The organism is Bradyrhizobium sp. Ken64, assembly GCF_055807555.1.
Genome location: NZ_JBVVPA010000015.1, coordinates 164,754 through 189,715 on the forward strand (window position 1 = coordinate 164,754; position 24,962 = coordinate 189,715).

Annotated in this window: 26 protein-coding genes; 17 read left to right on the forward strand and 9 right to left on the reverse strand. The window is 64.6% G+C overall.

What is annotated here, in order from left to right; genetic code table 11:
• The first annotated feature begins 98 nt into the window (after positions 1–98).
• The 6 genes from AC0L2F_RS23935 (at position 99) to AC0L2F_RS23960 (ending at position 6,486) form a co-directional block, all read left to right on the forward strand.
• Positions 99–893 carry an enoyl-CoA hydratase/isomerase family protein gene (locus AC0L2F_RS23935; protein WP_473250072.1) on the forward strand — a complete coding sequence of 265 codons (795 nt, stop codon included), beginning with the start codon at positions 99–101 and terminating at the stop codon, positions 891–893.
• Between the two features lie 9 nt (positions 894–902).
• Complete coding sequence (locus AC0L2F_RS23940) at positions 903–2,162, forward strand: CaiB/BaiF CoA transferase family protein (RefSeq protein WP_473250073.1); 1,260 nt, start codon at positions 903–905, stop codon at positions 2,160–2,162.
• A 46-nt stretch (positions 2,163–2,208) separates the two neighbouring features.
• Positions 2,209–3,201, forward strand: a complete 993-nt coding sequence (locus tag AC0L2F_RS23945; protein ID WP_473250074.1) for a Bug family tripartite tricarboxylate transporter substrate binding protein — start codon at positions 2,209–2,211, stop codon at positions 3,199–3,201.
• A gap of 227 nt (positions 3,202–3,428) precedes the next feature.
• The gene (locus AC0L2F_RS23950) at positions 3,429–3,911 is read left to right on the forward strand and encodes a tripartite tricarboxylate transporter TctB family protein (protein ID WP_473250075.1); all 483 of its coding nucleotides are present in this window, start codon (positions 3,429–3,431) and stop codon (positions 3,909–3,911) included.
• An 11-nt stretch (positions 3,912–3,922) separates the two neighbouring features.
• On the forward strand, positions 3,923–5,485 hold the full coding sequence (locus tag AC0L2F_RS23955; RefSeq protein ID WP_007609894.1) for a tripartite tricarboxylate transporter permease: 1,563 nt from the start codon (positions 3,923–3,925) through the stop codon (positions 5,483–5,485).
• Positions 5,482–6,486: a 4-hydroxythreonine-4-phosphate dehydrogenase PdxA gene (locus AC0L2F_RS23960; RefSeq protein ID WP_473250076.1), complete on the forward strand. Its 1,005-nt coding sequence runs from the start codon at positions 5,482–5,484 to the stop codon at positions 6,484–6,486. Before AC0L2F_RS23955 ends, AC0L2F_RS23960 begins: the two co-directional genes overlap by 4 nt.
• 7 nt (positions 6,487–6,493) lie before the next feature.
• Here AC0L2F_RS23960 and AC0L2F_RS23965 read toward each other — a convergent pair whose 3' ends face one another.
• The 3 genes from AC0L2F_RS23965 to AC0L2F_RS23975 form a co-directional block, all read right to left on the reverse strand.
• Complete coding sequence (locus AC0L2F_RS23965; RefSeq protein WP_473250077.1) at positions 6,494–6,910, reverse strand: cupin domain-containing protein; 417 nt, start codon at positions 6,908–6,910, stop codon at positions 6,494–6,496.
• A 10-nt stretch (positions 6,911–6,920) separates the two neighbouring features.
• The gene (locus AC0L2F_RS23970; RefSeq protein WP_473250078.1) at positions 6,921–7,664 is read right to left on the reverse strand and encodes an SDR family oxidoreductase; all 744 of its coding nucleotides are present in this window, start codon (positions 7,662–7,664) and stop codon (positions 6,921–6,923) included.
• Between the two features lie 238 nt (positions 7,665–7,902).
• Positions 7,903–8,916 (reverse strand): formylglycine-generating enzyme family protein, encoded by a 1,014-nt coding sequence (locus AC0L2F_RS23975; RefSeq protein WP_063992521.1) that lies wholly within the window; start codon positions 8,914–8,916, stop codon positions 7,903–7,905.
• Between the two features lie 500 nt (positions 8,917–9,416).
• Here AC0L2F_RS23975 and AC0L2F_RS23980 point away from each other — a divergent pair, with 500 nt between their 5' ends.
• Positions 9,417–10,403, forward strand: a complete 987-nt coding sequence (locus AC0L2F_RS23980; RefSeq protein WP_473250079.1) for a helix-turn-helix domain-containing protein — start codon at positions 9,417–9,419, stop codon at positions 10,401–10,403.
• Positions 10,404–10,563: 160 nt separating this feature from the next.
• Here AC0L2F_RS23980 and AC0L2F_RS23985 read toward each other — a convergent pair whose 3' ends face one another.
• Positions 10,564–11,640 (reverse strand): methyl-accepting chemotaxis protein, encoded by a 1,077-nt coding sequence (locus AC0L2F_RS23985; protein WP_063992519.1) that lies wholly within the window; start codon positions 11,638–11,640, stop codon positions 10,564–10,566.
• 273 nt (positions 11,641–11,913) lie between these two features.
• On the opposite strand from AC0L2F_RS23985, the gene recJ reads away from it, so the two are divergent.
• The 3 genes from recJ (at position 11,914) to AC0L2F_RS24000 (ending at position 15,515) form a co-directional block, all read left to right on the forward strand.
• Positions 11,914–13,755 (forward strand): single-stranded-DNA-specific exonuclease RecJ, encoded by a 1,842-nt coding sequence (recJ, locus tag AC0L2F_RS23990; RefSeq protein WP_473250080.1) that lies wholly within the window; start codon positions 11,914–11,916, stop codon positions 13,753–13,755.
• Positions 13,756–13,799: 44 nt separating this feature from the next.
• Positions 13,800–14,609: an SDR family NAD(P)-dependent oxidoreductase gene (locus AC0L2F_RS23995; RefSeq protein WP_473250081.1), complete on the forward strand. Its 810-nt coding sequence runs from the start codon at positions 13,800–13,802 to the stop codon at positions 14,607–14,609.
• Positions 14,610–14,717: 108 nt separating this feature from the next.
• Positions 14,718–15,515, forward strand: coding sequence for an aldolase (locus AC0L2F_RS24000; RefSeq protein ID WP_473250082.1), 798 nt, complete (start codon positions 14,718–14,720; stop codon positions 15,513–15,515).
• Positions 15,516–15,521: 6 nt separating this feature from the next.
• On the opposite strand, the gene AC0L2F_RS24005 is transcribed toward AC0L2F_RS24000, so the two are convergent.
• Positions 15,522–16,751 carry a lytic murein transglycosylase gene (locus tag AC0L2F_RS24005; protein ID WP_473250083.1) on the reverse strand — a complete coding sequence of 410 codons (1,230 nt, stop codon included), beginning with the start codon at positions 16,749–16,751 and terminating at the stop codon, positions 15,522–15,524.
• Positions 16,752–16,886: 135 nt separating this feature from the next.
• Here AC0L2F_RS24005 and AC0L2F_RS24010 point away from each other — a divergent pair, with 135 nt between their 5' ends.
• The 3 genes from AC0L2F_RS24010 (at position 16,887) to AC0L2F_RS24020 (ending at position 17,730) form a co-directional block, all read left to right on the forward strand.
• Entirely contained in the window at positions 16,887–17,147 is a 261-nt protein-coding gene (locus AC0L2F_RS24010) for a hypothetical protein (protein ID WP_035974993.1), read from the forward strand.
• A gap of 72 nt (positions 17,148–17,219) precedes the next feature.
• The gene (locus AC0L2F_RS24015; protein ID WP_063992515.1) at positions 17,220–17,471 is read left to right on the forward strand and encodes a hypothetical protein; all 252 of its coding nucleotides are present in this window, start codon (positions 17,220–17,222) and stop codon (positions 17,469–17,471) included.
• 94 nt (positions 17,472–17,565) lie between these two features.
• Complete coding sequence (locus AC0L2F_RS24020) at positions 17,566–17,730, forward strand: hypothetical protein (RefSeq protein ID WP_473250109.1); 165 nt, start codon at positions 17,566–17,568, stop codon at positions 17,728–17,730.
• Positions 17,731–17,757: 27 nt separating this feature from the next.
• On the opposite strand, the gene AC0L2F_RS24025 is transcribed toward AC0L2F_RS24020, so the two are convergent.
• Positions 17,758–18,279 carry a MarR family winged helix-turn-helix transcriptional regulator gene (locus AC0L2F_RS24025; protein ID WP_473250106.1) on the reverse strand — a complete coding sequence of 174 codons (522 nt, stop codon included), beginning with the start codon at positions 18,277–18,279 and terminating at the stop codon, positions 17,758–17,760.
• Between the two features lie 54 nt (positions 18,280–18,333).
• Here AC0L2F_RS24025 and AC0L2F_RS24030 point away from each other — a divergent pair, with 54 nt between their 5' ends.
• Positions 18,334–18,813, forward strand: a complete 480-nt coding sequence (locus tag AC0L2F_RS24030) for a carboxymuconolactone decarboxylase family protein (RefSeq protein ID WP_473250084.1) — start codon at positions 18,334–18,336, stop codon at positions 18,811–18,813.
• Positions 18,814–18,834: 21 nt separating this feature from the next.
• The gene (locus AC0L2F_RS24035) at positions 18,835–19,338 is read left to right on the forward strand and encodes a cupin domain-containing protein (protein ID WP_473250107.1); all 504 of its coding nucleotides are present in this window, start codon (positions 18,835–18,837) and stop codon (positions 19,336–19,338) included.
• A 30-nt stretch (positions 19,339–19,368) separates the two neighbouring features.
• Here the strand turns inward: AC0L2F_RS24035 and AC0L2F_RS24040 are convergent, their stop codons facing one another.
• The 3 genes from AC0L2F_RS24040 to efp are packed head-to-tail and all read right to left on the reverse strand — an operon-like array spanning position 19,369 to position 22,611.
• Positions 19,369–20,355 carry a DUF808 domain-containing protein gene (locus AC0L2F_RS24040; RefSeq protein ID WP_007609940.1) on the reverse strand — a complete coding sequence of 329 codons (987 nt, stop codon included), beginning with the start codon at positions 20,353–20,355 and terminating at the stop codon, positions 19,369–19,371.
• Between the two features lie 42 nt (positions 20,356–20,397).
• Positions 20,398–21,999 (reverse strand): M23 family metallopeptidase, encoded by a 1,602-nt coding sequence (locus AC0L2F_RS24045; RefSeq protein WP_473250085.1) that lies wholly within the window; start codon positions 21,997–21,999, stop codon positions 20,398–20,400.
• A gap of 45 nt (positions 22,000–22,044) precedes the next feature.
• Entirely contained in the window at positions 22,045–22,611 is a 567-nt protein-coding gene (gene efp / locus AC0L2F_RS24050; RefSeq protein ID WP_007609944.1) for an elongation factor P, read from the reverse strand.
• 162 nt (positions 22,612–22,773) lie between these two features.
• Here efp and epmA point away from each other — a divergent pair, with 162 nt between their 5' ends.
• Both epmA and AC0L2F_RS24060 read left to right on the forward strand, forming a co-directional pair.
• Positions 22,774–23,838 (forward strand): EF-P lysine aminoacylase EpmA, encoded by a 1,065-nt coding sequence (epmA, locus tag AC0L2F_RS24055; protein ID WP_473250086.1) that lies wholly within the window; start codon positions 22,774–22,776, stop codon positions 23,836–23,838.
• Positions 23,835–24,929, forward strand: coding sequence for a lysine-2,3-aminomutase-like protein (locus AC0L2F_RS24060; protein ID WP_473250088.1), 1,095 nt, complete (start codon positions 23,835–23,837; stop codon positions 24,927–24,929). The genes epmA and AC0L2F_RS24060 overlap by 4 nt, the downstream gene beginning before the upstream one ends.
• The last annotated feature ends 33 nt before the right edge of the window (positions 24,930–24,962 follow it).

Sequence of the window (24,962 nt, forward strand, 5' to 3'; positions counted from 1 at the left end):
ATGCAAAAATGGAGCTATATACGAATAAATGCAAGTTCCAGCTTGTAAATCGATAATTTTGCATTCAAAACTGTAAAAAACAGAAGGACATTGAGGAAATGGACCAGCAGGTGGTCGCGGAAGACCTCGTTTTCGAGCGTCAGGACGGTATCGGGCGGATCACCTTCAACCGCCCGCAGGCTCGCAACGCCTTCACCTTCGCGATGTATGAGCGGCTTGCCGCGGTCTGCGAGGAGATCAACGACAATCACGCGATCAAGGTGCTGGTGCTGCGCGGGGCCGGCGACAAAGCGTTTGCCGCGGGCACCGACATCAACCAGTTTCGCGATTTCAAGTCGCCGCAGGACGCGATCGACTACGAGAACCGCATCGATCGGGTGCTGACCACGCTCGAGCAGTGCCGCGTGCCGACGATCGCGGCGATCAACGGGTTCTGCACCGGCGGCGGCGCGGGCATCGCCGCGGCCTGCGACCTCCGCATCGGCACTCAAAGCGCGAAAATCGGCTTTCCCATTGCCCGCACGCTCGGCAATTGCCTGTCGATGTCCAATGTCAGTCGTCTGACCGCGCTGATTGGCGCCGCCCGCGTCAAGGATCTGATCTTCACCGCGCGTCTCATCGACGCGACGGAGGCCGCCAGTGTCGGTCTGCTCGGCGAGGTCGTCGAGGATCTCGCCGCGCTCGACAGGCGCGCGGACGAGGTTGCCCGATTGCTCGCCAGCCACGCGCCGCTGACGCTGAATGCGACCAAGCAGGCCGTGGCGCGCCTGCAAAGGCGGCTGACGCCGGACGAGGGCGAGGACCTCATCCTGATGTGCTACACGAGCCAAGATTTTCGCGAAGGGCTCGATGCTTTCCTCACCAAGCGCGCGCCGCAATGGCGCGGCCAATAGGACGCTCCGATGCAAAGCGATCGCTCGCAATCAACCCCCGGCCGTTCGGGGCCGCTTGCCGGCCTCAAGGTCATCGATCTCACCCATGTCATGGCTGGGCCGACCTGCACCTTGATGCTGGCCGACATGGGCGCCGACGTGATCAAGATCGAGAAATCGCCGAACGGTGACGACACCCGCCATTCGGTGCCGCCGAAGATCGGCGACGAGGCGGCCTCCTTCCTGATGATGAACCGCAACAAGCGCGGCATCGTGCTGGATCTGAAGACCGAGGGCGGCAAGCAGGTGTTGCGGCGGCTGATCGCGGGCGCCGATGTGCTGGTCGAGAATTTTGCGCCGGGCGCCATGGAGCGCCTCGGCTTCGGCTACGAAGACCTGCACAAGCAGCATCCAACGCTGATCTATTGCTCGCTGTCGGGCTTCGGCCGCACCGGACCCTACAAGCATCGCCGCGGCTTCGATCTGGTCGCCCAGGCCATGAGCGGCATCATGAGCTTTACCGGCGAACGTCCCGATGGTCCGCCCGTGAAATGCGGTCCGCCGCTGTCCGACATCACCGCCGGCCTGCTCGCGAGCATGGGCATCCTCGCGGCCTATACGCACCGTCTCAAGACCGGCGAAGGGCAGTGGGTCGAGACCTCGCTCTATGAGGCCGCGCTGGTGCAGACCTACTGGCAGTCGACCATCGCGCTGGCCGCGGGCACCGCGCCGCGCGCGATGGGTTCGGCGCATCCGCTCAACGCGCCCTATCAGGCCTTCGAGGCCTCGGACGGCTGGCTGGTGGTCGGCGGCGCCAACAAGAAGCACTGGCTGTTGATGCTGGACGCGCTCGGTGCGAGCGAACTCGCCTCCGATCCGCGTTTCATCAACGGCGCCGACCGCATGGCCAATCTGAAGGAGCTCGAAGCTGCCCTGAGCGAGCGCTTCCGCACCCGGACCCGCGCGCACTGGCTGGCGGCGCTGGACGAGAAGGGTGTCCCGTGTGGACCCGTGCACGACATGCTGGAGGCGCTCAGCGATCCCCAGACGCTGGCGCGCGAGATGGTCGTCGAGGTCGAGCATTCCACGCTTGGACCCGTGAAGACGATCGGCTTGCCGGTCAAGTTTTCGGAGACCCCAGGCAAAGTGCGCACAGGCGCGCCGGTCTACGGTGAGCATACAAGCGAGGTGCTGGTCGAGCACGGGTTCGACCAGAAGCAGATCGAAGCGCTCGAACAAGAAGGCGCAATCGTCCTGGCACCGGGAAGACGCGAGGAACGCGTCGCCTGACCGGAAGTCGAAAACAACAAAAGACAAAAATCAGCTGGAGGAAATCATGGGTCGGACGTCAACACTTCTGCTCTCCGCAACCGCAATCGTGCTCGCCGGCACGATGCCGGCGCGCAGTGCCTGGCAGCCGCAAAAGCCGATCGAGTTCGTAGCGACCGCCGGGCCCGGCGGCGGCACCGACAATCTCGCGCGCGCCGTGCAGAACATCATCACCAAGCACAAGCTGGTGGAGCAGCCGATCGTCGTCGTCAACAAAGGCGGCGGCAGCGGCGCGGAAGGCTATGTCTACGGCAAGGCGTCCGCCGGCGATCCCTACAAGGTGATCTTCGGCACGTCGAATGCCTGGCAGCAGCCGCTCGTCTCCAAGGTCGCCTTCAACTACACCGATCTTACTGCCATCGCGGCGATGGCGCAGGACGAGTTCCTGCTCTGGGTCAAGCAGGACGCGCCCTACAAGACGGCGGGCGACTATCTGAAGGCGGCCGCGTCGGGCGATTTCAAGATGGGCGGCGCGCAGTCAAAGGACACCGACGAGGTGCTGACCCGCATGATCGAGAAGGCCGGCCACGTCAAGCTGACCTACATTCCTTTCAAGAGCGGCGCCGAGACCGCCGTTCAGCTCGCCGGCGGACACCTCGACTCCCACGTCAACAATCCCAGCGAAAGTCTTGGGCAATGGCGCGGTGGAACGCAGCGGCCACTTTGCGTGTTCAGCCCGAAGCGGCTGCCGCAGGGCGCCAAAGTCACCGCGACCGAAGGCTGGGGCGACGTTCCGACCTGCGTCGAGCAGGGCCTCGACATCAAGCAATATGAGCAGCCGCGGACGGTGTGGCTCCCCGGCAAGGTCACCCCCGACCAGGCCGCGTTCTATGTTGACCTGATGAAGAAGGTGCAGGCGACGCCGGACTGGAAGGACTACATCGAGAAAACCTCCCAGGTCGACACCTTCCTGACCGGCGCCGAGCTCGACAAGTTCATCAAGGAGGACCTCGAGCACGTCAAGCAGGTCGCGGGCGAGCAGGGCTGGTTGGTCAAGTGAGGCGGGGCAAGCCTCCAACCCCTCCGTCGTCCCGGCGAAGGCCGGGACCCATACCGCGTGATCTATCGAGGAGTGTTGGTCGTCGTACCGATGTGGATTTAACGTCAAGTCGTCGTCAAACGCCTTCCTGGGGTTATGGGTCCCGGCCTTCGCCGGGACGACACCGGGCGTTGGGGAAACATGTGCGCCATAGCCGGCCATTGTACTTAGCCTGACCGGAGCCCTCAATGATATCGCGCCGCGCTCTCGAACTTGCGACCGCAATCCTCACCGGCAGCTTCGGTGTGGCCGTCGTCGTCTCCAGCCTCGATAACGGTATCGGCTGGTCGAGCGCGGGTGTGGACGCCGGGACGTTTCCGTTCCTGACCGGGGCCATCATCGTGCTCGGGAGCGTCTACAACCTGGTGCGAGGTGTCGTGCCGGCCGCGACGCTCGCCAGCGTCCCCATCGCGATCACATCGATCGAGCTGCGCCGGCTTGCCGGCCTGTTCGTTCCGGCCGCGATTTTCGTGGCGGCGATCCCGTTGGCCGGGATGTACGTCGCCTCAGCCCTGTACATCTTCGCGGTGCTGGCAGTCCCCAGACAACAATCCGTGCCACGTGCTCTGGCCATGGCGGCGGCGACGGCGCTCGCGCTCTACGTCGTGTTCGAGCGCATGTTCCAGGTGAGCTTGCCGCACGGCGCGCTCGCCGCGGCGTTCGGCTTCTGACGGGGAGGCCGATGGACAATCTTGGAGAACTTCTTCACGGCTTCAGCATCGCGATCACGCTGCCGCATCTGGCGCTGATGGTGATCGGCGTGCTGCTCGGCATTCTCGTCGGCGTGCTGCCCGGGCTGGGTGCTCCGAATGGCGTGTCATTGCTGCTGCCGTTGACCTTCGGCATGCAGCCGGTCTCCGCCATCATCCTGCTCTCCAGCATGTATTGGGGCGCGTTGTTCGGGGGATCCGTGACCTCGATCCTGTTCAACATCCCGGGCGAGCCGTCGTCTGTCGCCACCACCTTCGACGGCTACCCGATGGCGCGCGATGGACGTCCGACCACGGCGCTCGCCACCGCTTTCGGCTCGGCGGCATTCGGCGCGCTGATCGGCGTCATCCTCATCACCTTCCTCGCATCGTGGGTCGCGCAGGTCGCACTCGCCTTTGGGCCGGCGGAATATTTCGCGGTCTATTTCCTGGCCTTCGCCAGCTTCGTCGGCATGGGCGGGGCGGCGCCGATCAAGACCATCGTCGCGCTGGCGATCGGCTTTGCCATTGCCGCCATCGGCATCGACACCGTCTCCGGCAGCGTGCGCCTCACCATGGGCGTCGATGAGCTCGTCAAGGGCGTGAACTTCGTCGTCGCGGTGATGGGCCTGTTCGGTATCGGCGAGCTGCTCGTCGCCGTCGAAGAGGAGTTTCATGCCCGCGCGGTCTCGTCGAAGATTGAGTGGCGGGAGGTGTTTCGCGCAATCGGCCGCCTGCCGCGGCATAGCGTTGCGCTGCTGCGCAGCGCGGCCATCGGATGCTGGATGGGGATCACGCCGGGCGGCCCGACCGCGGCATCCTTCATGAGCTACGGCATCGCCCGACGCTTCTCGCGCCGCGGCCGATATTTCGGCACCGGGGAGGTCGAAGGCATCATCTCGCCGGAGACGGCCGATCATGCCGCCGGCACCAGCGCGCTTCTGCCCATGCTCTCGCTCGGCATTCCCGGCTCGGCCACCGCGGCCGTCATGATGGGCGGGCTGATGATCTGGGGCCTCAATCCCGGGCCGATGCTGTTCGTCGACCAGAAGGACTTTGTCTGGGGCCTGATTGCCTCGATGTATGTCGGCAATATCGTTGCCGTCGTGCTGGTGCTTTTGACCGTGCCAGTCTTCGCTGCCCTGATGCGGATTCCCTTCGTCATCATCGCGCCGCTGATCGTGATCATCTGCGTCGTCGGCGCCTATTCGGTATCGAATTCCTATCTCGATGTCGTCATGATGCTCGGCTTCGGCATCGTCGGCTATCTCTTCAAGAAGCTGTTCTATCCGCTGGCGCCACTCGTGCTCGCGATCGTCATCGGCGACAAGGCCGAGGATGCGTTCCGGCAGTCGATGCTGATGTCCAAGGGATCGCTCGGGATATTCTTCGCCAACAAGCTGGTGACATGCCTGATCGTGGCCGGCATCGCGCTGTTGCTGCTTCCGCTCGTGCTCCAGCTTGCGCGGCTGCTGCGCAAGCCTGCGCCGTCCGCTGATGAGATGACAGCCCAAGAGAGAGCTCGAGAGACCGCGCGAGAGAAGGTGACCATATGACCGCAAAGCCGCTCATTGCACTGGCGATGGGAGATCCCGCCGGCATCAGCCCGGAATTGACCGCAAAGCTCGTGGTGCAGGACGACATCCGCGCGCGCAGCCGGATCGCCGTGATCGGTGACCGCCGCATCTTCGACGAGGGCGCGCGCGTTGCCGGCGTCAAGCCGGAGCTGACAATGGTGGAGCAGGGGGCCGATCTGCGCGAGGCGCTGGGCGAGACGCTGTTCGTCGATCTCGGGCACCTCGATCCCGGCGACATCAGGCAGGGCATTGCGAGCCTTGCCGGGGGCCAGTTCGCGCTTGCCAACTACAAGCACGCGCTCGAACTCGGCCGCGACGGTCGGGTCGATGCCGTCTGTTTCACGCCGTTCAACAAGCAGGCGATGCGGCTGGCCCGCGCCGAGTATGACGACGAGATCGCGTTCTCCGCCGAAGTGGTCGGACTCAAAACCCCCGCAAGCGAGTTCAACGTGCTGGACCGGCTCTGGAACGCCCGCGTGACGTCCCACATCCCGCTCAAGGACGTCGCCGCGCGACTGTCCGGCGAACGTATCCATCGCGCGCTCAAGCTGACTGATGCCTGCATGCGCAATGCCGGATTCGCCCGGCCGCGCATCGCGGTCGCCGGGCTCAATCCGCATGCCGGCGACGGCGGCAATTTCGGCCGCGAGGAGATCGATGTCATCGCCCCCGTGGTCGCGGCCGGCCAGAGCGAGGGTATCGCCGTCGAAGGACCGTTTCCCGCCGACACCGTGTTCCTGCGCGCCAAGGGGGGCGCCTTCGATGCGGTGCTGACGATGTATCACGACCAGGGCCAGATCGCGATGAAGCTGATGGGCTTTGATCGCGGCGTAACGTTGCTCGGCGGCTTTCCATTCCCGATCTGCACGCCCGCGCACGGCACCGCCTACGACATCGCCGGCCAGGGCATCGCATCAATCGGCGCCAGCCGCGCCGCGGCGTTGCTTGCCGCGGAGATGGCCGCGCGTCGCCTCACTTGATCTGGCGCTATTTCGGCAGAGACATCGTCAGCTCTTTCTCGGCGGTATCCACTACGAACACGGCAAGCAGCTTGGCGGGCTCGGTGTCGCTGGCATTGGCGCTGACGGCATGGCGGTCGCCGGGCTTTTCAGAGAAGTTCTCGCCCTTGTGAAAGACCTTGGCGGGGCCGTCATTGACCTGACTGCGGATCGCTCCTTCCAGGACGGTGGCGTAGATGAAAGCCGAGGGCGCGTGGATGTGGGCCGGCGAGGAGCCTCCGGGACCATACTCGACCAGCATGCCCTTCATGCTCTTGCCCGGGACATTGGGCAGCGCTTGGTCGAACACGACGGTCACCTTGGCCGTGGGTGTCGCCGTCTCGGCGGCATGGGCCGTCAGGAATGATGCGGCATAAACAGCGATTGCGATCGGCAATCTGCGCATGGGAGTCTCCTCAAAGTCTCGCGAGCCATGTTGCGAGCGACGTCTTGCCGAACCGCGCCTCGCCGAGCGGGTTCAGCGTCGTGTCGTCGATGGGAGCGCCGTAGTACGGCGCCTTTGGATATCCCACCACGGGTCGGGTGTCGCCGGACGCCTTCAGGCGCCGTGCGATGAATTCATTGAAGGGCGCCTTCTCGGGTCCTGCAATATCGATCGTGCCGTTGAGCGGCTGGCCCATCGCGACCTCCGCGAGGCGATCGGCCACGTCGTCGGCCGCGATGGGTTGAAACAATGCCGAGGGAACGACGATCCGACGCTCGGTCGCACCCATATCGCCGATGGCGCCGAGGAATTCGAAGAACTGGGTGGCGCGGACGATCGAGTAGGGAACTGGAGATGCCTTGACGATGGTCTCCTGCGCGAGCTTGGCCCGAAAATAGGCGATGTCGGGCGAGCGCTCGGTCCCGACGATCGAGAGCGCCACATGATGCTTCACGGCCGCAGCCGCCTCGGTCGCCGCGAGGTTTGTGCTCGAACGCTCGAAAAATTCGAGCACGGCGGCAGGCTCCCAGGACGGCGCGTTGGCAACGTCGACGACGACATCGGCGCCCGCCAGCACGGCAGCGAGACCTTCCCCGGTCACGGCGTTCACGCCTGATTTCGGCGAAGCCGCGACGGCGTCGTGGCCTTGCTGCTTGAGCTTCGCTACGAGCTTGGATCCGATTAACCCGGTCCCGCCGATCACGACGATCTTCATGGCCTATCTCCTCGGGCGTTGCGGGCGCGAGCGTTTCAGGGTCGACGGCGCGCGCGTCGCGACAAGTGATGCGGTGCGACTCTTACCCAGGAAATGGGGCAGGCTCTTGCCTGTAACCGGCTTGCCTTGCCCAAAAAATGCTGAAGATGTTTATCGATCGCCGATAGATAAACTTGCGTGTCGAAATCATCCGACGCGCGGAGCGCACCGCTGACGCCGGCATCCGCCAGCGCGCTCGCTAGATCGCAGCACGTCCTTGTTGTCGGCGTTCGGTTATAGACGACATTCGCACCACGCAGCGGAACCCGACATGACTGGTCGAGGTATCGACCGGCTCCGCGTGCCGCGCGGCCGGGCGATATCGGCGGCAATAGTTCGGCGCGCAGAGGTGCGAGCCGCCCTTGAGGACCTTGCGCGGAATCTGGATGTCGGGGAGGCGCGGGTCGTAACTTGCGTGCTCACCGCCGCCGCGGGGATTCTTGGGGATGCAGCAGGGTTTTGCGGCGTCGGCGGCGTGCCTTGACGACCACCAGTCGGAGGTCCACTCCCAGACATTGCCGATCATGTCGTAGAGATCGTAGTCGTTCGGCGGGAAGGCCATGACCGGCGAGGTACGCTCGTACCCATCCTCGCCGAGATTCTGGACGGGGAAGTTGCCCTGCCAGATATTGGCCATGTGTTTGCCGCCCGGCATCAGCGCATCGCCCCAGGCGTATTCCTCCGCCTCGAGGCCGCCGCGCGCCGCAAATTCCCATTCCGCCTCCGTCGGCAAGTCCTTGCCGGCCCAGCGCGCATAGGCTGCCGCATCGCTAAAGGAGACGTGGACGACGGGATGGTCGTCGAGGTCCTTGATGTTGCTGCCGGGACCATAGGGATGACGCCAGTTGGCGCCGCGCAGGAAAGTCCACCACTGGCTCCAATCGGTGAGATCGGTGATGTGCGGCAGCGGTGAGAACACCAGTGATCCCGCGTAGAGCATCTCCGCCAGCGCGCCTGGATAGTCCTTCGGATCGGGAACGACCTGCGCCTCGGTGACATGGCCGGTTGCATCGACGAACTGCTTGAACTGACGGTTGGTCACCGGCGTGCGGTCCATCCAGAAGCCGTCGACAGCGACGCGATGGCTCGGCGCTTCCTCGGGATAATGATGGTCGGATCCCATGCGAAATGTTCCCCCGGGAATGAAGACCATCTCGCCGGTCTTCAAATCATCCGGCAACCACTCGCAGTGATCCAGATCCGCTCGCAACATGGTGGAAGCTCCGCTACGCGCATTCCACCTGATCTACTGCGCTAACTCTGGCAGACTTCGACAATAGCTTTTTGCCCTGCCCATGAGACGCATTGTCTGATCCCCACTTTTTTGGCGCTCGGGGAGAGGAGGACGCTGCATTGCGTCAACATCTCTTTCCTTTGCACGCACGTTTTCGAGCACGCGGCAAATCCATGCCGCGTCCGCTCTGCCATCCGCAGAGCGCGTCCGCTGAATATCGCTAAGGTTGCAAACGGTATCCGAAGATTGGACGGCTGTGATGTGCAGATTGTGCCAGTCTGCGTGGGTAGTTGGTGAGACCTGATGCCCCATGACGCAAATCCCCAATGCAGAGGCACTTCAGCGGCAAATCTTGCAACAAATTCGACGATGATTTGCCTCAAAACGCGAACCCAGCTTGTCGCACCCACCTCGCGTTGTGGTGGTGCTTCGCTATCGCGTGCCGCAGAATTGTCGCGCTTCAGTAACACGATACAGCCATGGGGCAATTCCTTCTGGTTGATTCGCGCAAGCTGGATGGTTTCGAAGGTCTTCAGCAGGCCGTCCACGGCTCGCATGTCGATGTGATGCAACTTGGCCGCGGTCGGTTGCGCGGAACTTTATCCCATGTCGGCATCGGCGACTTCTCGCTCAGCATTGGTGCTTTCAACGTCGGCATGCGCACGCAGCGGGTTTCCAGCGACGACAGACTGATCATCGGAATGCTCCTCGCGGCCGAAGAGCGCGTCGCCCACTGGTCGTTCGACATGCAGCTCAACGATGTGCTCGTCATTCCGCCGCTGCTCGAACATGACGGTGTTTTTCACGGCGGCTCCGCTTACGCCGCCATGCGGTTCGACCTCGGCGAGGTCGCGACGCTGTTCGGCGGAGAATCACGGTTGAGCGATCCTGATACATGGCGCAGTCGCGGTCATTTCCGCGCGGACCCCGCGACCGGTGCGATCGCCTCGCGCCGCCTGGTCCGGATCATGTCGCACCTGCGCGACAACAAACATGGATTGACGCCATCAACTGCCGAGTTCTGGAAGCGATCGATCGCAGAATGCATGGCTGCCAACGTCGCGTCGTCGCTGCCACCCGATGGCAACGGCTGGCTGCCTTCCGCGCGACGGCTGGTCCGCAAGGTCGAGGAGTTTCTCGACGACGCCGGCACGCGTCCGGTGCATGTTTCGGAAATTTGCGCGGTGCTCGGCGTATCGCGGCGTACCCTGCACCGCGCCTTTCAGGAGGTATTCGGCCTCGGTCCGGCCAGCTTCCTCAGGCACAAGCGTCTCTGCGCTGTTCACTCCATCCTGCACCAGAGCGCACCCGGCTCGACCACCGTGACAGCCGTCGCCATGCAGCAGGGCTTTTACGAACTCGGCCGGTTTTCGCAATATTACTTTGCAATGTTCGGGGAGCGTCCGTCGCAAACGCTTGGAATTACGATGCTGCAGCCAGTCGAAGACGACATCGCCAGAGCCTAGCGCTCTGGGCCCGGACCGCGACCGACGCCATGATCGCATGCATGCCGGTGTTTTGCCGGCGTGAAACGGCGAAAAAAACCGTCATGAAAACAACCAGATGGCTACTGTGCATGGGGTTGTTTTCACGGTTTTGAGTTGGATAGGCAGGCCGCCTCCAGCTTCAGGCCCCGCAGACGATCACGCCATACCAGCCGAGCCCGCGATAGGTTTCGTAGCCCGGCGTGGCGTGGAACGCGACCAGCGTGCCCGAGCGGTCCTGATAGAAGCCGGAGCGCTGGCCGTCCAGCGAGAGCGAGATGCGCTCGCTGAGGATGCCCTGGCCGTCCGAGGCGGCGATGATGCGAAGATTGGAATCGACCAGCAGCACGCGCGCCTTGTCGCTGTCGCCGACGCGCACGCCTTGCACGATGGCGCGGGCCTGTGCCTCCCAGTCGAAATGGATGGCGAGCACGCCGATTGGCGCGCCGTTGGCATGGCCGCCGGCGCGGACGCTGGCGCAATAGGTCGCGACCTGGGCATTGCCGAGCAGCGGTTGATTCTCGACGTCGCCGGCGACATAGTCGTCGCCCGAGCGCAGGGTATTGGCCTCGCGAAACCATTTGGTGTGGGCGACGTTCTGGCCGACGGTGCGAAAGCGGTCGGCGCGGCCGTTGGCGATGACGTTGCCGTCGAGGTCGCAGAGCCAGAGGTCGAGATAGACGGTGTAGGCCCCCAGGATCACGCCGAGACGCTGCGAGGCATGGGACACGGCCGCGCCGTCGGGCGAGGCCGCGCAATCGACCAACGCTGAATCGGTCGCCCACCAGCGCACGTCGCAGGTCCGTTCATAGAGGTTGCGGTCGATCAGCTCGATGGCGTTGAGCGACAAATCGACCATGCGCTCGCCGCGCGAGCGCTGGCTCATCCGGTCGATCGAGGAGACGAGATCGCCGGTCCGTTTCGTCAGCTGGCTTTCGAGCTCGCGGGCGATGGTCTCGACCTGCTGGCCGACGCCGCGGACCTCCTGCGCCACCACCGCGAAGCCCGCGCCCTGCGCGCCGGCGCGGGAGCTTTCGATCAGCGCGTTCAGCGCCAGCATCTTCATCTGGTTGGTGATCTGCTGGATCGCCTTGGTCTTGTCGACCGCGATCTGGTTGACCTCCGCCGTGAGGCGGTTGATCAGCGCGGAGATGTCGGACTCATCATCAGCGGGTTCATTTGCGATCGGCTTGGCTTTGAGACCCAGCGCAGCAGACATCGGGGGCTTCCCTTGGCAATGAGGTCTGATCTGCAACGAACCCGGAACAACCACTACAGATCGAATACATTTCTTTTTCGAAGATTCCGCCTAACGCCTGCTTAATTTGCTGTTTTGCGGAATGCTCAAATGATAGTCAGTGCGCGTAGCAAAGCGGCAATCCACCGCTTTGTGCGGCGCAGACATTGCAAATCCCGGGGGATTGCGAGCCAATCGTGCCATCGGCCGGGCGAATACCTCCGGCTTCCAGGTTCCTCAAACCGACCGATGTTCATGACGCCGCTCGCCACCGCCTTGCCTGTCGAAGCGCCCCAGGCGTTCCTGGGGGTGGCGCGCTCGCTCACCAACAAGCTTTGGCGCGACCGGCTGGATGCGCGCGGGGCGGCGAAGGCGCTTGCCATCGTGCAGCGCCACCAACTGCCCGAGCTGCTGGCGCGGGTGCTGGCTGGCCGCGGTGTCGACAGCGACGCCGTCGCAGATTTCCTCGATCCAACCATACGCAAGCTTCTGCCGGACCCGTTCACGGTGACGGAGATGGAGGCCGCCGCGAAGCGGATCGCGGATGCCGCAGGGAACGGCGAGAAGGTCGCGATCTTCGGCGACTACGATGTCGACGGCGCGACCTCGGCGGCGCTGCTGACCTGGCATCTGCGCCATTGCGGGCTTGATCCGCTGATCCACATTCCCGACCGCATCTTCGAGGGCTACGGGCCCAACACGGAAGCCGTGCGTGCGCTGGCCGAAAAGGGCGCCACGCTGCTCGTCACCGTCGATTGCGGCACCACCAGCATCGAGCCGCTCGCCGAAGCAAAACGTCTCGGCATGTCGGTCGTCGTGATCGACCATCATCAGGCCGGCACGGAATTGCCGGAGGTCGACGCCTTGGTCAATCCGAACCGGCTCGACGATCTCTCCGGTCTCGGCCATCTCGCCGCCGTGGGCCTCGTGCTGGTGACGCTGGTCGCGGTCAATCGTGAACTACGCCAGCGCGGCTTCTGGAATGCGGAGATGCCCGAGCCGGACCTGCTCGGCATGCTGCATCACGTTGCGCTCGGCACGGTTGCCGATGTCGCGCCGCTGATCGGTCTCAACCGCGCTTTCGTCGCCAAGGGCCTGATCGCGATGCGGCGCCGCGACCATGTCGGCCACACCGCGCTGATGGATGTGGCGCGGCTCAACGGCCCGCCGGAGGCCTGGCATCTCGGCTTCATGCTGGGACCGCGCATCAATGCCGGCGGCCGCATCGGCCGCGCCGACCTCGGCGTGCGGCTGCTTTTGGAGGGTGACAGCGTCGAGGCCGCGCGGATCGCAGCCGAACTCGACCGCCTCAACAGCGAGCGCCGGATCATCGAGCAGGCGGCCGAAGCGCAGGCCGAAGCCGAGGCGCTGGCCTCGATCGGACTCGAGGACAAGATCGGGGGGATCGTGACGGCCTCCGAAGGCTGGCATCCGGGCGTGGTCGGTCTCGTTGCATCCCGGTTGAAGGAGAAGTTCTCGCGGCCCGCCTTCGCGATCGCGCTGGAGCCCGGCGGCATCGGCACCGGCTCCGGCCGCTCGATTGCCGGCGTCGATCTCGGCAAGGCAGTGCGTCAAGCGGTCACCGACGGCATTCTGCTCAAGGGCGGCGGCCACGCGATGGCTGCGGGCGTCACGCTGCGGAAGGAAAAGCTCGCCGAATTTCGCGCCTATCTCGAGCATGCGTTGGCGCGCGACGTTGCCGAGGCGCGCCACGTCAACGAGCTCTACATCGACGGCGCGGTCTCCGCGCGCGCGGTGACCACCGAGCTTGCAACGACGCTCAACCGCGCTGGTCCCTTCGGCAGCGGCAATCCGGAAGTCGTGTTGGCGCTGCCGGCGCACCAGCTCGTCTATGCCGACGAGGTGGGGCAGGCACATTTGAGGCTGCGCTTCAAGTCGGGCGACGGCGCCATCGTCAACGGCATCGCGTTCCGTTCGATCGGACAGAAGCTCGGCAACGCGCTCGTTGCCAATCGCGGCCAGCAATTGCATGTCGCGGGATCATTGTCGGTCGATCGCTATCAGGGCGCCGAGCGTGTGCAATTCCGCGTCATCGACGTCGCGCTACCCGACCAGGGACCATCCATGATTAGATAGGCCCGGCAAACAACAAAAAACGAATAGCAAAAAAGGGAGTGAACATGGCAGGGCAGGTTGAGGGCAAGGTCGCGCTGGTGACGGGCGGGGCCTCCGGCATCGGCGAGGCCGTCGTCGAGTTGTTCGCGCGCGAGGGCGCCATCGTGATTGCCACCGACATCGACGAGCTGCGCGGCCCCGAGCTCGCCAATCGCATCACCAAGGCCGGCGGCAAGGCGATTTTCCTGGAGCAGGACGTCACTAGCGAAGAGCGCTGGATCGAGATCACAGCCGGGATCACGAAGCGCTTTGGCCAGCTCGATATTCTCGTCTCCAATGCCGGCATCGGCATCGCCGTGCCCTCGATCGTCGACATGACGCTCAGCGACTGGCGCAGGCAGAACGCGATCAACCTCGACGGCGTCTTCCTCTCGGTCAAGCATTGCTTGCCCCTGATGCGCAAGACCGGCGGCGGCTCGATCGTCATGATGTCCTCGCTTGCGGGCTTGCGCGGCGCACCCGGGCTGTCGGCCTATTCGGCGACCAAGGGCGGCGTGCGGCTGTTCGCAAAGTCGATCGCGATGGAGTGCGCGGCCGCCGGCGACGGCATTCGGGTCAACTCCGTCCATCCCGGCATCATCGACACGCCGATCTGGGGCAAGATCCCGACCGGCGCGACCGGCAACCAGGGCAACGCGCCGATCGATCCCGAGGAGCGTGCGCGCGTCGTCGCGCCGCTCGGCCGCGCCGGCCAGGCTGCGGAAATTGCCTCCGGCGTGCTGTATCTGGCCTCCGATTCCTCGCGCTACGTCACCGGCAGCGAGCTCGTCATCGACGGCGGCATAAACGCCGGTGGCGTGCCACGGCGGCAATAAGCCGCCGCGCGGGGCGCGAAGGGCAGGGTGGCGCCCGCAGGGGCTGACGCGCAGGCGTCGTCCCTGTACAACGCGAGCAGCTCCCGACCGACAAAGGTGTCCTTCGCCATGGCGCACAGCCTTCATTCTTCTTCTTCCGCGCCCTCGCCGTTCCGCTCGAACCGGCCGGACCTCGCCACCGACGCGATCCGCAGCGCGCGCGAGGACCTCGCCGCCTGCTTCCGCATGGCCGCGCGCAACGGATTTGAAGAAGGCATCTGCAACCACTTCTCGGCGGTGGTGCCTGGCCATGACGACCTCTTCCTGGTCAATCCCTACGGCTACGCCTTCCGCGAGCTGACCGCGTCAAAACTGCTGATCTGCGACTTCCACGGCAACGTGCTCGACGGCGAGGGCGTGCCCGAGGCGACCGCGTTCTATATCCATGCCGAGATGCACAAGCGCCTGCCGCGCGCCAAGGTCGCCTTCCACACCCACATGCCCTACGCCACGGCGCTGTCGATGACCGAGGGCGATCCCCTGATCTGGGCCGGCCAGACCGCGCTGAAATTCTACGGCCGCACGGCTGTGGACCCCAACTACAACGGCCTCGCACTCGACAACCGCGAAGGCGCGCGCATCGCCTCCAGCGTTGGGGATGCCGATATCATCTTAATGAAGCATCACGGCGTGATGGTGCTGGCACCGACCATCGCGGAAGCCTGGGACGATCTCTACTATCTCGAACGCGCCGCCGAGGTGCAGGTGCTGGCGATGTCGACGGGGCGACAGGTGCTGCCGGTCGATCCCACGATTGCGGCCGAGACCTACAGGCAGATGCGCGAGGGAGATTCCGAATCCGCCCGGCTGCATCTCGCCGCAATCCGCCGCCAGCTCGATGCGGAGGAGCCGCAATATAGGCACTGAGCCTGCCTACGACCCCTGCCGCAGCTTTGCCAGCACCTTCAACCCGCCATAGCCGTCCGCGGGCGTGATGCCCGCGCGCTGCTGAAAATCCTTGATTGCCTTCATGGTGTCGTTGCCGACACGGCCGTCGGTGCCGCCGGTGTCGAAACCGGCCTTGGTCAGGCGTATCTGCATCTCCTGCACCTCGGCGAGCGTCAGCGCGCGCTCGGAGCCGGGGAACGGCTGGATGAAGGGCGGGGCGCCGAGGCAGCGGTCGCCGAGATGGCAGATCGCCAGCGCATAGTTCATCGAGGGATTGTAGCTCTTCACCGCGTTGAAATTCGGTCCCAACAGGAACGTCGGTCCGCCAGCAACCGGGGTCCACATCTGCGCGGATGCGGAGGCTTGCGGGAACGGTTGGCCGTCGGCGCGGGTGACGCCGGCTGCCTGCCAAGCCGCATAGGTCCGGGTGCCGCTCATCTCACCGGGCGCGCGCACCTCGTAGCCCCAATGCTCGCCGCGGTGCCATTTGCCCCGGTTGACGAGATATTTTGCGGTCGAGCCCAGCGCATCGTCGGGCTTGCCGAACGGCGAGACCTTGCCGTCGCCGTCATAGTCGATGCCGACATTGAGCCAGACTTCCGGCATCCATTGCGAATGCCCCATCGCGCCGGCCCAGGATCCCTGCATCTGCTCCGGCGTGCTCCAACCCTTGTCGACGATACGCAGCGCGTTGATCAGCTCGGTTTCCCAATAGGCTTTTCGGCGCGGCTCGTTCCAGGCGAGGGCGGCGAGAGAGGGGAATATCGGCGTCATGTGGTTCTGCTGCACCAGCGGATCGCCATAGGCGGACTCGACGCCCCACAGCGCCAGCAGCGTACCGCGCTCGACGCCGAAATCGCGCTCGATGCGTGCAAGCAGCGTCTCGTTGTTCTTCAGCGCGATCTTGCCGTTGATGATGCGCCAGTCAGAGACGCGGCGGTTGATGTATTGCCAGACCTGCTCATGGAATTCGGGCTGGTTGCGCATCTGCTTGAACACGCTCATGTCGGGCTCGACCCGCGCCATCGCGCGCTGCCAGGTCGCAGCCGAGATGCCCTTGGCCATTGCACGCGCGCGAAAGCCCTCGCGCCATTCCTCGAAGCCTGGAGGCGCGGCCAGGATCCGCGTTGGGATTGCGACGAGTGCGGCTGCGCCCAGCGTGGATCGAAGCAGAGCGCGGCGGCTGCGAGAGGCCATGGAATCAGCGTGTTTCATGGACCCATTCTAGCGGGAAACATGGCGGCTGTGACCCGGTTCCTGGAACTGGAGGAAGAGACGCAGGCCCCGCGTTCCCCGGAACAAACTGTCGCACTCCCGCATTCCCCCAGCACCAAGTTAGAGGAGGAGAAGATGCGGAAATATCTGTTTGCCGCCGCCATGGTCACGGCCATCGCCGCGCCTGCGTTTGCCGACGAAGTCGGCGTTCACGTGGGTCCGGTCGGTGCCGGGGTGACCGTCGGACAGTCTCACGAATATCGTGAGCGGGACCGCGATCGCGACCGCACCACCGTCATTAGGGAGCGCGAACCCGCCGACCGCACCACGGTGATCAAGAAGGAAGATGAATTCGGCAATCGCAGCAAGACCGTGATTCATCACGACAACGACTGATGGAGTGGGGCCCCGGCCGATCGCCGGGGCCCGCCGTCGCACGCAGTCCGTTCATCGAAAATTCGGGGTGGAATGAAGATACGCGCGCATGCGGAAAGCCATGTCGTCGAGCTCGACGACGGCTCGCAATGGCAGATCTTTCCCGGCGATCTCGCGACCACGCTGAGCTGGAAGCCCGAAACCGATCTGCACCTGGAGCGAAGCGGCGACCAGGTGAGTTCGCATGAGCTCGTGAACGACGCCGATCAAAGCCGCGTGCGGGTGATCGCAGCGGGCGAGACTTGGCCTGATGGCGAAGTTAAGAAAGTGTTGAAGGGCGGGTAGGGCGCGCCCGCAACGGGTCGGATATCCCCAATTTTGAGCCTGTCACTTTACGGTCGGTTTGCTTCCGTCTGCGCACAATGCGTGGATGCAGGAATTGTTCGACATCATCCGCGCCAATCCCTGGCCCTTCGGCGCCGGGTTGTTCGTCGTGATCCTGATGATCCTCGCGGAGAACTTTGGGCGCGGTATTCAAGGCGACGGCGCCGTCAGTGACTTCTCGGATTCGGACGGTGGCGAGGGTGGCGGCTGCGGCGACTAGATCCCGCCAGCGGCAAGCGCGATTCGCCTAGTCCTGTAAATCGGCCGCGATGCCTGCGAGCCAGCGGCGAATGCTTGCTTCGGTCCTGGCATCGAGCCCGGCAGCAAGGCGCTTCTCCAACGCAATCACCCGTTCCCGGCACGCTTTCAAAAGCGTCGCGCCGCGCGGCGTCAGCGTCCATTGCTGGATGCGGCCGTGGACCGGATGGGGCGTCATCAGAATCGCACCGTCACGTTCGAGGTTGCGGATGATGACGCCGACGGTCTGGGGCGTCAGGAAGGTAAGGCGGGCAACGTCGGCGCCCGAGAGGCCCGGATAGGCATTGAGCATGGTCAGCACCGCGAATTGCGGTGAGGTGACGCCGAGATCGGCCAGCAACCGCTCCATCGTCAGGCGGACTGCGGCATGGGCCTGGCGCAGCAGATAGCCGAGATAGCCTTGCTCGCCGCGCTTGCCTTCCCCTGGGGCTGGCACGCGCACCGCTGAGGCAGCCGTGGGTGCCTTCCGCCGGCGTTGCGATCTCGTGATGTCGGCCGGCTTGCGCATAATGTAACGGCTCTTATAATGTCTCAGCGCTCTTACAATACCACGAGGTGAACGGCAATGTCACACGCCCGCAGCGAATACGAGGATTTCAAGAGGATCGCGCCCGACGCGTATGAGCTGGTGCTGGCGCTCGGCCAGGTCGCGGCCAAGGCCGGCCTCGACAAGCAGCTTCTCGAACTGGTCAAGCTGCGGGCATCGCAGATCAACGGTTGCGCCTTCTGCCTGCAGCATCACATCCTGCTTTCGGAGCGGATCGGCGTTCCCGTCGACAAGCTCAATTTGGTCGTGGTCTGGCGCGAGGCGCCGATCTTTTCCGCGCGCGAACGTGCCGCGCTGGCCTGGGCCGAGGCGCTGACCTGCCTGCCCGCCGGAGTCGGCGAAGACGTGTACGCCGAGGCGAGCCGTGAATTCTCCGAGACGGAGCTGACGTACCTGACCTCGGCGATCGCCTCGATCAACGTCTGGAACCGTTTTGGTGCGGCGTTTCGCTGGACGCCGGCGAAGCGGCCGGTCGCAGCGAATGCAGCGGCATCCTGATTGCAACGAAGGGAGATCATGATGACAGCAATGAGTTTACCCACCGTACCGCGCCCGGCGCCATCGCGCTCGATGGCGATCGCAGTCGTCGGCGGGCTCGCCTGCGCGCTTGTGATCGGCGAAGCGCTGCCGGTGACGATGGACGCCATATCCGGCACACTCTCGCCGGTCTGCGCCACCGCCGCCGAAAGCTCGCCGCTCGACAAGGTCGAGCCGATCGGCTCCTACGCGCTGCCGAACGTGCCGGGCAAGCGCGTCACCATCGTGCGCGTGTTCTACGGCCCCGGCGGGTTCTCGCGGCCGCATCGTCACGCGGGATCCGTCACCGCCTACATTACCAAGGGCGAGATCCGCTCCCAGCTCGGCGGCGGTCCGGTTGAGACGTTCGGCGTCGGCCAGTCCTTCTTCGAGCCGCCCGGCTCGACGCATCTGGTCTCGGCCAATGCCAGCACCACGGAGCCGGCTGAATTGATCGCCGTGTTCGTGGCGGACGAGGGCGCGCAGCTGACGACGTTGCTGGAGTAGCTGGCGCTCGCAATCCGAAGTCGCCGTTGTTCACGTAGGCTGTGATCGCTTCACACGTTTCCATAGCGGTGAAAGACCGTATGCGACGGCGGGTATCGCAACTGCGCCGACAAGGAGCCCCATGACGCCTGAGATGGCTGCCTCGACTGACCATTCGACGATGCCGGCGATGGAGGGAAGGAGGCGCGCGGCAGCTTCGGTCGCGGCATGGACCGTATGGCCGACTACTGGTGGGCCATATTGTTCGATGCCGTGCAGGATGATGCCGCCGCCGACCCAGATCATGGCGGCGGTGCCGATGGTGCTCAGCACCGCCAGGAAGGCAGGCATGCCGCGGACGAGAGCACGTCCAAGCAATCGGATCGCGCCGCCAATGACCGAGGCGCCGTCATATCGCGCAAGGGCCAGGCCGACATCGTCCGCCTTCACGATCAGGGCGACCACGCCGTAGACACCAACCGTGATGAAAATGGCGACGAGCGCCAGCACGAGTGCCTGGGTCCAGATGCTGCCTGCCGGGACGGCTGCCAGCGTGATCGCCATGATCTCCGCCGATAGGATGAAATCCGTCTTGATGGCGCTTGCGACCTTCTCGTCCTCAAGTGACCGCGCATTCGACGCCGCTGGCTGGCGCTGAGTTTCGTGGTCGTGCGCATGATGCGGCATCACGGCCTCGAGCACCTTCTCGGTGCCCTCATAGCACAGGAAGGCTCCGCCCAGCATGAGCAGCGGCGTAACCGCGGCGGGAAGGAAATAACCAAGCAACAGGGCGATGGGCAGCAGGATCAGCAATTTGTTGCGGAGTGACCCAACCGCAATCTTACCCACGATCGGCAGTTCGCGTTTCGAAGCAAAGCCGATCACGTAGTTCGGCGTGACGGCTGCATCATCGATGACCACGCCAGCCGCCTTTACTCCCGCCTTGGCCGTCTGGCCCGCGACATCGTCGAGCGAGGCTGCCGCCACCTTTGCAATCGCCGCGATATCATCGAGAAGACCAATCAGTCCGGCACTCATCAACCCTGTTCCTTCGACCGCCCGGCATGAGGACGAGCAGCGTCAATTCTCCTCGCCGCCCGATCCCTCGCGAAAGTCCGGCTTGAGCACGTCCTCCGGCAGCGCATGCACCACGGGCTGCGGCGTGCCGGCGATCTCCGGGCCGACCTCGCGGCCGCGGGCGCGGATGAGGCGCTCGTACGCCGAGACCAGCGTGACGTACGGACTGACCCAGATCCAGCCGTCGCGGGTAAACACTTGCACGTCGAAATGCAGGTGCATCGAGGTGCCGGCGGGATGGTCGAGATAATTCGAGACCATGCCGATCCTCTCGCCCTCCGATACGATGCGGCCATTGAGCAGGCCATCGGCGTTTAGCGCCTGCGGGTTCATATGCATGTAGCGGAAACGGATGTGCTCGGTCCGGCTGTTGATTTGCAGCGTCACGGCCTGGTCCTTGGAAGCGCGTATGACCCTGGCATCGCGCACGGCGACGACGGCGCGCTGCTTGGGATCACAGGCTTGGCGGCCTTCACCGGGCGGTGGGCACTCGGCCGCGCGGATGTCCTCGCCCTGATGGCCATAACCGCCGCCGCATTGCCAGACCTCGAAACTGCGGGATTCGCAGAAATTGTCGCGCCAGGGGTAAGCGGTCGTGCTCTCCATCTTGTCGCGCTTGGCATAGGATTGCGAGTGTATGAACGCGGGCGCCTTCTCGAGAGGAAACCGGATCTGTGCGTAGGCCATCACGTCGGGATGGCCGCCCTGCTTGCGATAGCCGGTGTTCGGGATGATGTCGCCGCTCGGCCGGTAGCTGAAGTCCGGGGAACGTACCGCGGGACGATCGAGAATGTTGGAAGCAACGTCTGTCAGCGGCCGCATGCGTTGCCCGCCGGCCACGCGCAGCGCCCTCACGAAGCGTTCGGCGACCGGATAGGCCTCCTTGCAGGCAAGCCGCCGCGGCTTGGCGACGCTGTCGAGGCATTGGATCGACACCACATAAGCGACGCCGAAACGGGTGAAAGCGTAGCGCACATAGCCTTCCCGGATGAATTTGCGCAGGTCCGGGTAGAGCGCCGCGAGCGATTTGACCGGCTCGCCCTTGCCGCCGGATGGATCGGCAATGTCATAGACGAGCGCCGAACCCGTGATCTGCACCTCGACCGGCCTTGCGAACACCCGGCTCGGCATGCCGTCTCCCGCGCCAGGCTCGAACGAGAAGGTCGCGCTGTAGCCGGCGGGGCCGGCATCGAACAGGTCGACGGAATTGAAGTCAGCCTGGTAGCGCGACAGCGCGACGGTCGCCGGCGCGCCATTGCGCCGTGCTTCGAAATAAGCGGCTGCGTCGAACGGCAGCAGCACGGGCACGGAGCTGTTGGCGATGCCGGTGAAGAATTGCGAGGAGATCGCGTTGAGCTGCACCAGCGCCGGCATCGTGCGCGGATCGTAGCGCGGCACCGAACGACGGGGCGCGAAGATGAAATCGTCCGCGGCCCGGGGATGGGCATTGATTTCGGTGCGGAGCTGGTCGAGCGCCGCGCGCCAATCGACGCGCAGCGCCGTGAGTGAGGGGCTGCGGAACTCATCCGCAGCGAGCGGAGAGGCAATGAGGAGCGAAAGCGACGCCAGAAGTTGCGAGACGAAGCGGAAACCTTTCCCAACCACTGTCTCGCCCCCCCGGCGGCACCTGTTGCGCTCGCTTTGGTCCCGTCAGTCCTTGGCGCGCTCGGAGTAGGAGCCGTCTTCGGTCATCACGACGATTCGGGTGCCGACGGCGATGTGCGGCGGCACCGTGGTGCGAACGCCGTTCGAGAGCACAGCGGGCTTGTAGGACGAGGAGGCGGTCTGGCCCTTGGTCACGGGCTCGGTCTCGACCACTTCCAGCGTCACGCGCTGCGGCAGGGCGATCGATACCGGATTGGAGCCGTGCAGCGACAGCTTGACCGTCATGCTCTCCTGGAGATAGGCCGCCGCATCGCCGATCACGTCCTTGGACACCTGGACCTGGTCATAGGTCTCCGGGTTCATGAAGTGATAGCCGTCACCATCTTCATACAGGAAGGTGTAGTTGCGCTCTTCGATCGTGGCTTTCTCGACCTGGTCGGTGGTCTTGTAGCGCTCGGAGATCTTTACCCCGTCCGAGATTCGGCGCATTTCGATCTGGCTGACCGGGGTGCCCTTGCCGGGATGGATGTTCTCGGCGGTCACGACGACATATAGCTTGCCGTCTTGCTCGATCACGTTGCCCTTGCGAATAGAACTGGCGATGACTCTCAAAGCTTTATTTCCTGCTTGCTTGGCCCGGCTCGGGCCAGGACGTGGTCAAATTGATGGGGGACCTGGGGCCCCAAATCAGACCGCGGCACCCGTTTCGGGCCGCAACATACTGGTTTTGCCGTTGGATGCCAGCATTTTGCTGGCCTGCGGGACGGCCGGTTAATGGCTGGGGACAAGCCGATGTCGCCGTTCTGGTCCCCCTCGCGGCATCTCGACCGCCGGCCCTTCCTGCAGGCCAGGGGAGCCATCACCGGGGCTCTACGGGGATTTTTCGCCGAGCAGGGCTTCGTCGAGGTCGAAACCTCCGTTCTCCAGGTCTCCCCCGGCAATGAGACCCACCTGCACGCCCCCCGGACGGAGATCATGCGACCCGACGGCAGCCGTGTGAGCCGATATTTGCGGACGTCGCCGGAATTCGCCTGCAAGAAGCTGCTGGCGGCCGGGGAGACCCGGATTTTCGAGTTCGCCCGGGTGTTCCGTGACCGTGAGCGCGGCGACCTGCATTTGCCCGAATTCACCATGCTGGAATGGTACCGGGCAGACGCCCCCTATGACGCCATCATGGCTGACTGCGTCGTCCTCATCGCCCGCGCGGCCCAGGCGACCGGTATCGGCGCCTTCGCCTTCCGCGGCCGGACCGCCGATCCCTTCGCCGAGCCGGAGCTAGTGACGGTGGCCGGCGCCTTCGAGCAGTTTGCGGGGATCGACCTGCTTGCGACCATTTCCGGCGGCGAGGGCGACCGCGCCGGGCTCGCCCGGGCGGCTGCCGGCAAGGTCCGCGTGGCCGCGGACGACACATGGTCCGACATCTTCAGCAAGGTTCTGGTCGAGCATGTCGAGCCGCATCTGGGGCTGGGGCGTTTGACCATTCTGTTCGAATACCCATCTCCAGAGGCGGCACTGGCGCGCGTGAAGGCAGGCGATCCCCGCGTTGCCGAGCGGTTCGAGGTCTATGCCTGCGGTGTCGAGCTCGCCAACGGCTTTGGCGAGCTGACCGACGCCGAGGAGCAGCGCAAGCGCTTCACGCAATCCATGGCAGAGAAGCAACGCCGCTACGGCGAAGCCTATCCGCTGGACGAGGACTTTCTGGCCGCGGTCGCGGCGATGCCGGAGGCGAGCGGGGTCGCGCTCGGCTTCGATCGGCTGGTGATGCTGGCGAGCGGCGCATCGCGAATTGATCAGGTAGTCTGGACGCCGCCCGCAAATGAAACGTTGAGCGAGACATGACGAAGAGCAATCTTGCACGGACATTGCGCGAGCCGGCCGAACTTGTGGCCGAACAGCTGGCGCCTGCCACAGCGCTGCCGGCGCTCGATCGCGTTGCGGCACGCTATGCGGTTGCGATCACGCCGGCGCTGGTCGATCTGATCGACAGGTCCGATCCCGACGATCCCATCGCGCGGCAATTCGTTCCGACTGCCGCGGAGCTGGAGATGCAGCCGGGCGAGAACGCAGATCCGATCGGCGATCATCCACACTCGCCGGTTCCCGGGATCGTGCATCGCTATCCCGACCGCGTGCTGTTCAAGCTCGTCCACGTCTGCGCGGTCTATTGCCGCTTCTGCTTCCGCCGCGAGATGGTCGGCCCCGGCAAGGAGAACGCGCTCTCGGATGGCGCCTATCGCGCGGCGATTGACTACATCCGCTCGCACGGTGATATCTGGGAGGTGATCCTGACCGGGGGCGATCCCCTGATGCTGTCGCCGCGGCGGATGAGCGAGATCATGGCCGATCTGGCCGGCATCGATCACGTGAAGATCATTCGCCTTCACACTCGCGTGCCGGTGGCCGAGCCCGCGCGCATCAGCGACGAGATGGTCGCTGCCCTGAAGGCCGAAGGCGCCACCACCTGGGTAGCGCTGCATGCCAACCATGCGCGCGAACTGACGGGGCCGGCGCGTGCCGCCTGCGCGCGGCTGGTCGATGCCGGGATTCCCATGGTGAGCCAGTCCGTGCTTTTGCGCGGCGTCAATGACAACGCGACCGCCCTGTCGGATTTGATGAGAGCTTTCGTCGAATGCCGGATCAAGCCCTATTATCTGCATCACGGCGATCTCGCGCCCGGCACGGCGCATCTGCGAACGACACTCGCCGAGGGGCAGAATTTGATGCGGCAGCTGCGCGGACGGGTGTCGGGACTGTGTCAGCCCGACTACGTCATCGACATTCCCGGCGGCGCCGGCAAGTCGCCGGTGGGGCCGAATTACGTGTTGCCGATGCAAAATACCGCACCCGATGCGCGTGATGCAGATCAAGAAACGCGCTATCGTATCGTCGATTATTGTGGCGACGTTCACCTCTATCCGCCCGAGACCTGAATGGTCGTGATGGAGATGCTGGCTCGAGGAATG

Bases quoted from the DNA above. Each gene is read 5' to 3' on its own strand.
- AC0L2F_RS24035 (WP_473250107.1), top strand. From the start codon at position 18,835: ATGACAGCAATGAGTTTACCCACCGTACCGCGCCCGGCGCCATCGCGC.
- AC0L2F_RS24040 (WP_007609940.1), bottom strand. From the start codon at position 20,355: ATGAGTGCCGGACTGATTGGTCTTCTCGATGATATCGCGGCGATTGCA.
- AC0L2F_RS23995 (WP_473250081.1), top strand. From the start codon at position 13,800: ATGGCAGGGCAGGTTGAGGGCAAGGTCGCGCTGGTGACGGGCGGGGCC.
- AC0L2F_RS24010 (WP_035974993.1), top strand. From the start codon at position 16,887: ATGCGGAAATATCTGTTTGCCGCCGCCATGGTCACGGCCATCGCCGCG.
- AC0L2F_RS23950 (WP_473250075.1), top strand. From the start codon at position 3,429: ATGATATCGCGCCGCGCTCTCGAACTTGCGACCGCAATCCTCACCGGC.
- AC0L2F_RS23965 (WP_473250077.1), bottom strand. From the start codon at position 6,910: ATGCGCAGATTGCCGATCGCAATCGCTGTTTATGCCGCATCATTCCTG.
- epmA (WP_473250086.1), top strand. From the start codon at position 22,774: ATGGCTGGGGACAAGCCGATGTCGCCGTTCTGGTCCCCCTCGCGGCAT.
- AC0L2F_RS24000 (WP_473250082.1), top strand. From the start codon at position 14,718: ATGGCGCACAGCCTTCATTCTTCTTCTTCCGCGCCCTCGCCGTTCCGC.
- AC0L2F_RS23980 (WP_473250079.1), top strand. From the start codon at position 9,417: ATGGGGCAATTCCTTCTGGTTGATTCGCGCAAGCTGGATGGTTTCGAA.
- recJ (WP_473250080.1), top strand. From the start codon at position 11,914: ATGACGCCGCTCGCCACCGCCTTGCCTGTCGAAGCGCCCCAGGCGTTC.
- AC0L2F_RS23955 (WP_007609894.1), top strand. From the start codon at position 3,923: ATGGACAATCTTGGAGAACTTCTTCACGGCTTCAGCATCGCGATCACG.
- AC0L2F_RS24015 (WP_063992515.1), top strand. From the start codon at position 17,220: ATGAAGATACGCGCGCATGCGGAAAGCCATGTCGTCGAGCTCGACGAC.
- AC0L2F_RS23960 (WP_473250076.1), top strand. From the start codon at position 5,482: ATGACCGCAAAGCCGCTCATTGCACTGGCGATGGGAGATCCCGCCGGC.
- AC0L2F_RS23970 (WP_473250078.1), bottom strand. From the start codon at position 7,664: ATGAAGATCGTCGTGATCGGCGGGACCGGGTTAATCGGATCCAAGCTC.
- AC0L2F_RS23935 (WP_473250072.1), top strand. From the start codon at position 99: ATGGACCAGCAGGTGGTCGCGGAAGACCTCGTTTTCGAGCGTCAGGAC.
- AC0L2F_RS23985 (WP_063992519.1), bottom strand. From the start codon at position 11,640: ATGTCTGCTGCGCTGGGTCTCAAAGCCAAGCCGATCGCAAATGAACCC.
- AC0L2F_RS24030 (WP_473250084.1), top strand. From the start codon at position 18,334: ATGTCACACGCCCGCAGCGAATACGAGGATTTCAAGAGGATCGCGCCC.
- AC0L2F_RS23975 (WP_063992521.1), bottom strand. From the start codon at position 8,916: ATGTTGCGAGCGGATCTGGATCACTGCGAGTGGTTGCCGGATGATTTG.
- AC0L2F_RS24060 (WP_473250088.1), top strand. From the start codon at position 23,835: ATGACGAAGAGCAATCTTGCACGGACATTGCGCGAGCCGGCCGAACTT.
- AC0L2F_RS23945 (WP_473250074.1), top strand. From the start codon at position 2,209: ATGGGTCGGACGTCAACACTTCTGCTCTCCGCAACCGCAATCGTGCTC.
- AC0L2F_RS24005 (WP_473250083.1), bottom strand. From the start codon at position 16,751: ATGAAACACGCTGATTCCATGGCCTCTCGCAGCCGCCGCGCTCTGCTT.
- AC0L2F_RS23940 (WP_473250073.1), top strand. From the start codon at position 903: ATGCAAAGCGATCGCTCGCAATCAACCCCCGGCCGTTCGGGGCCGCTT.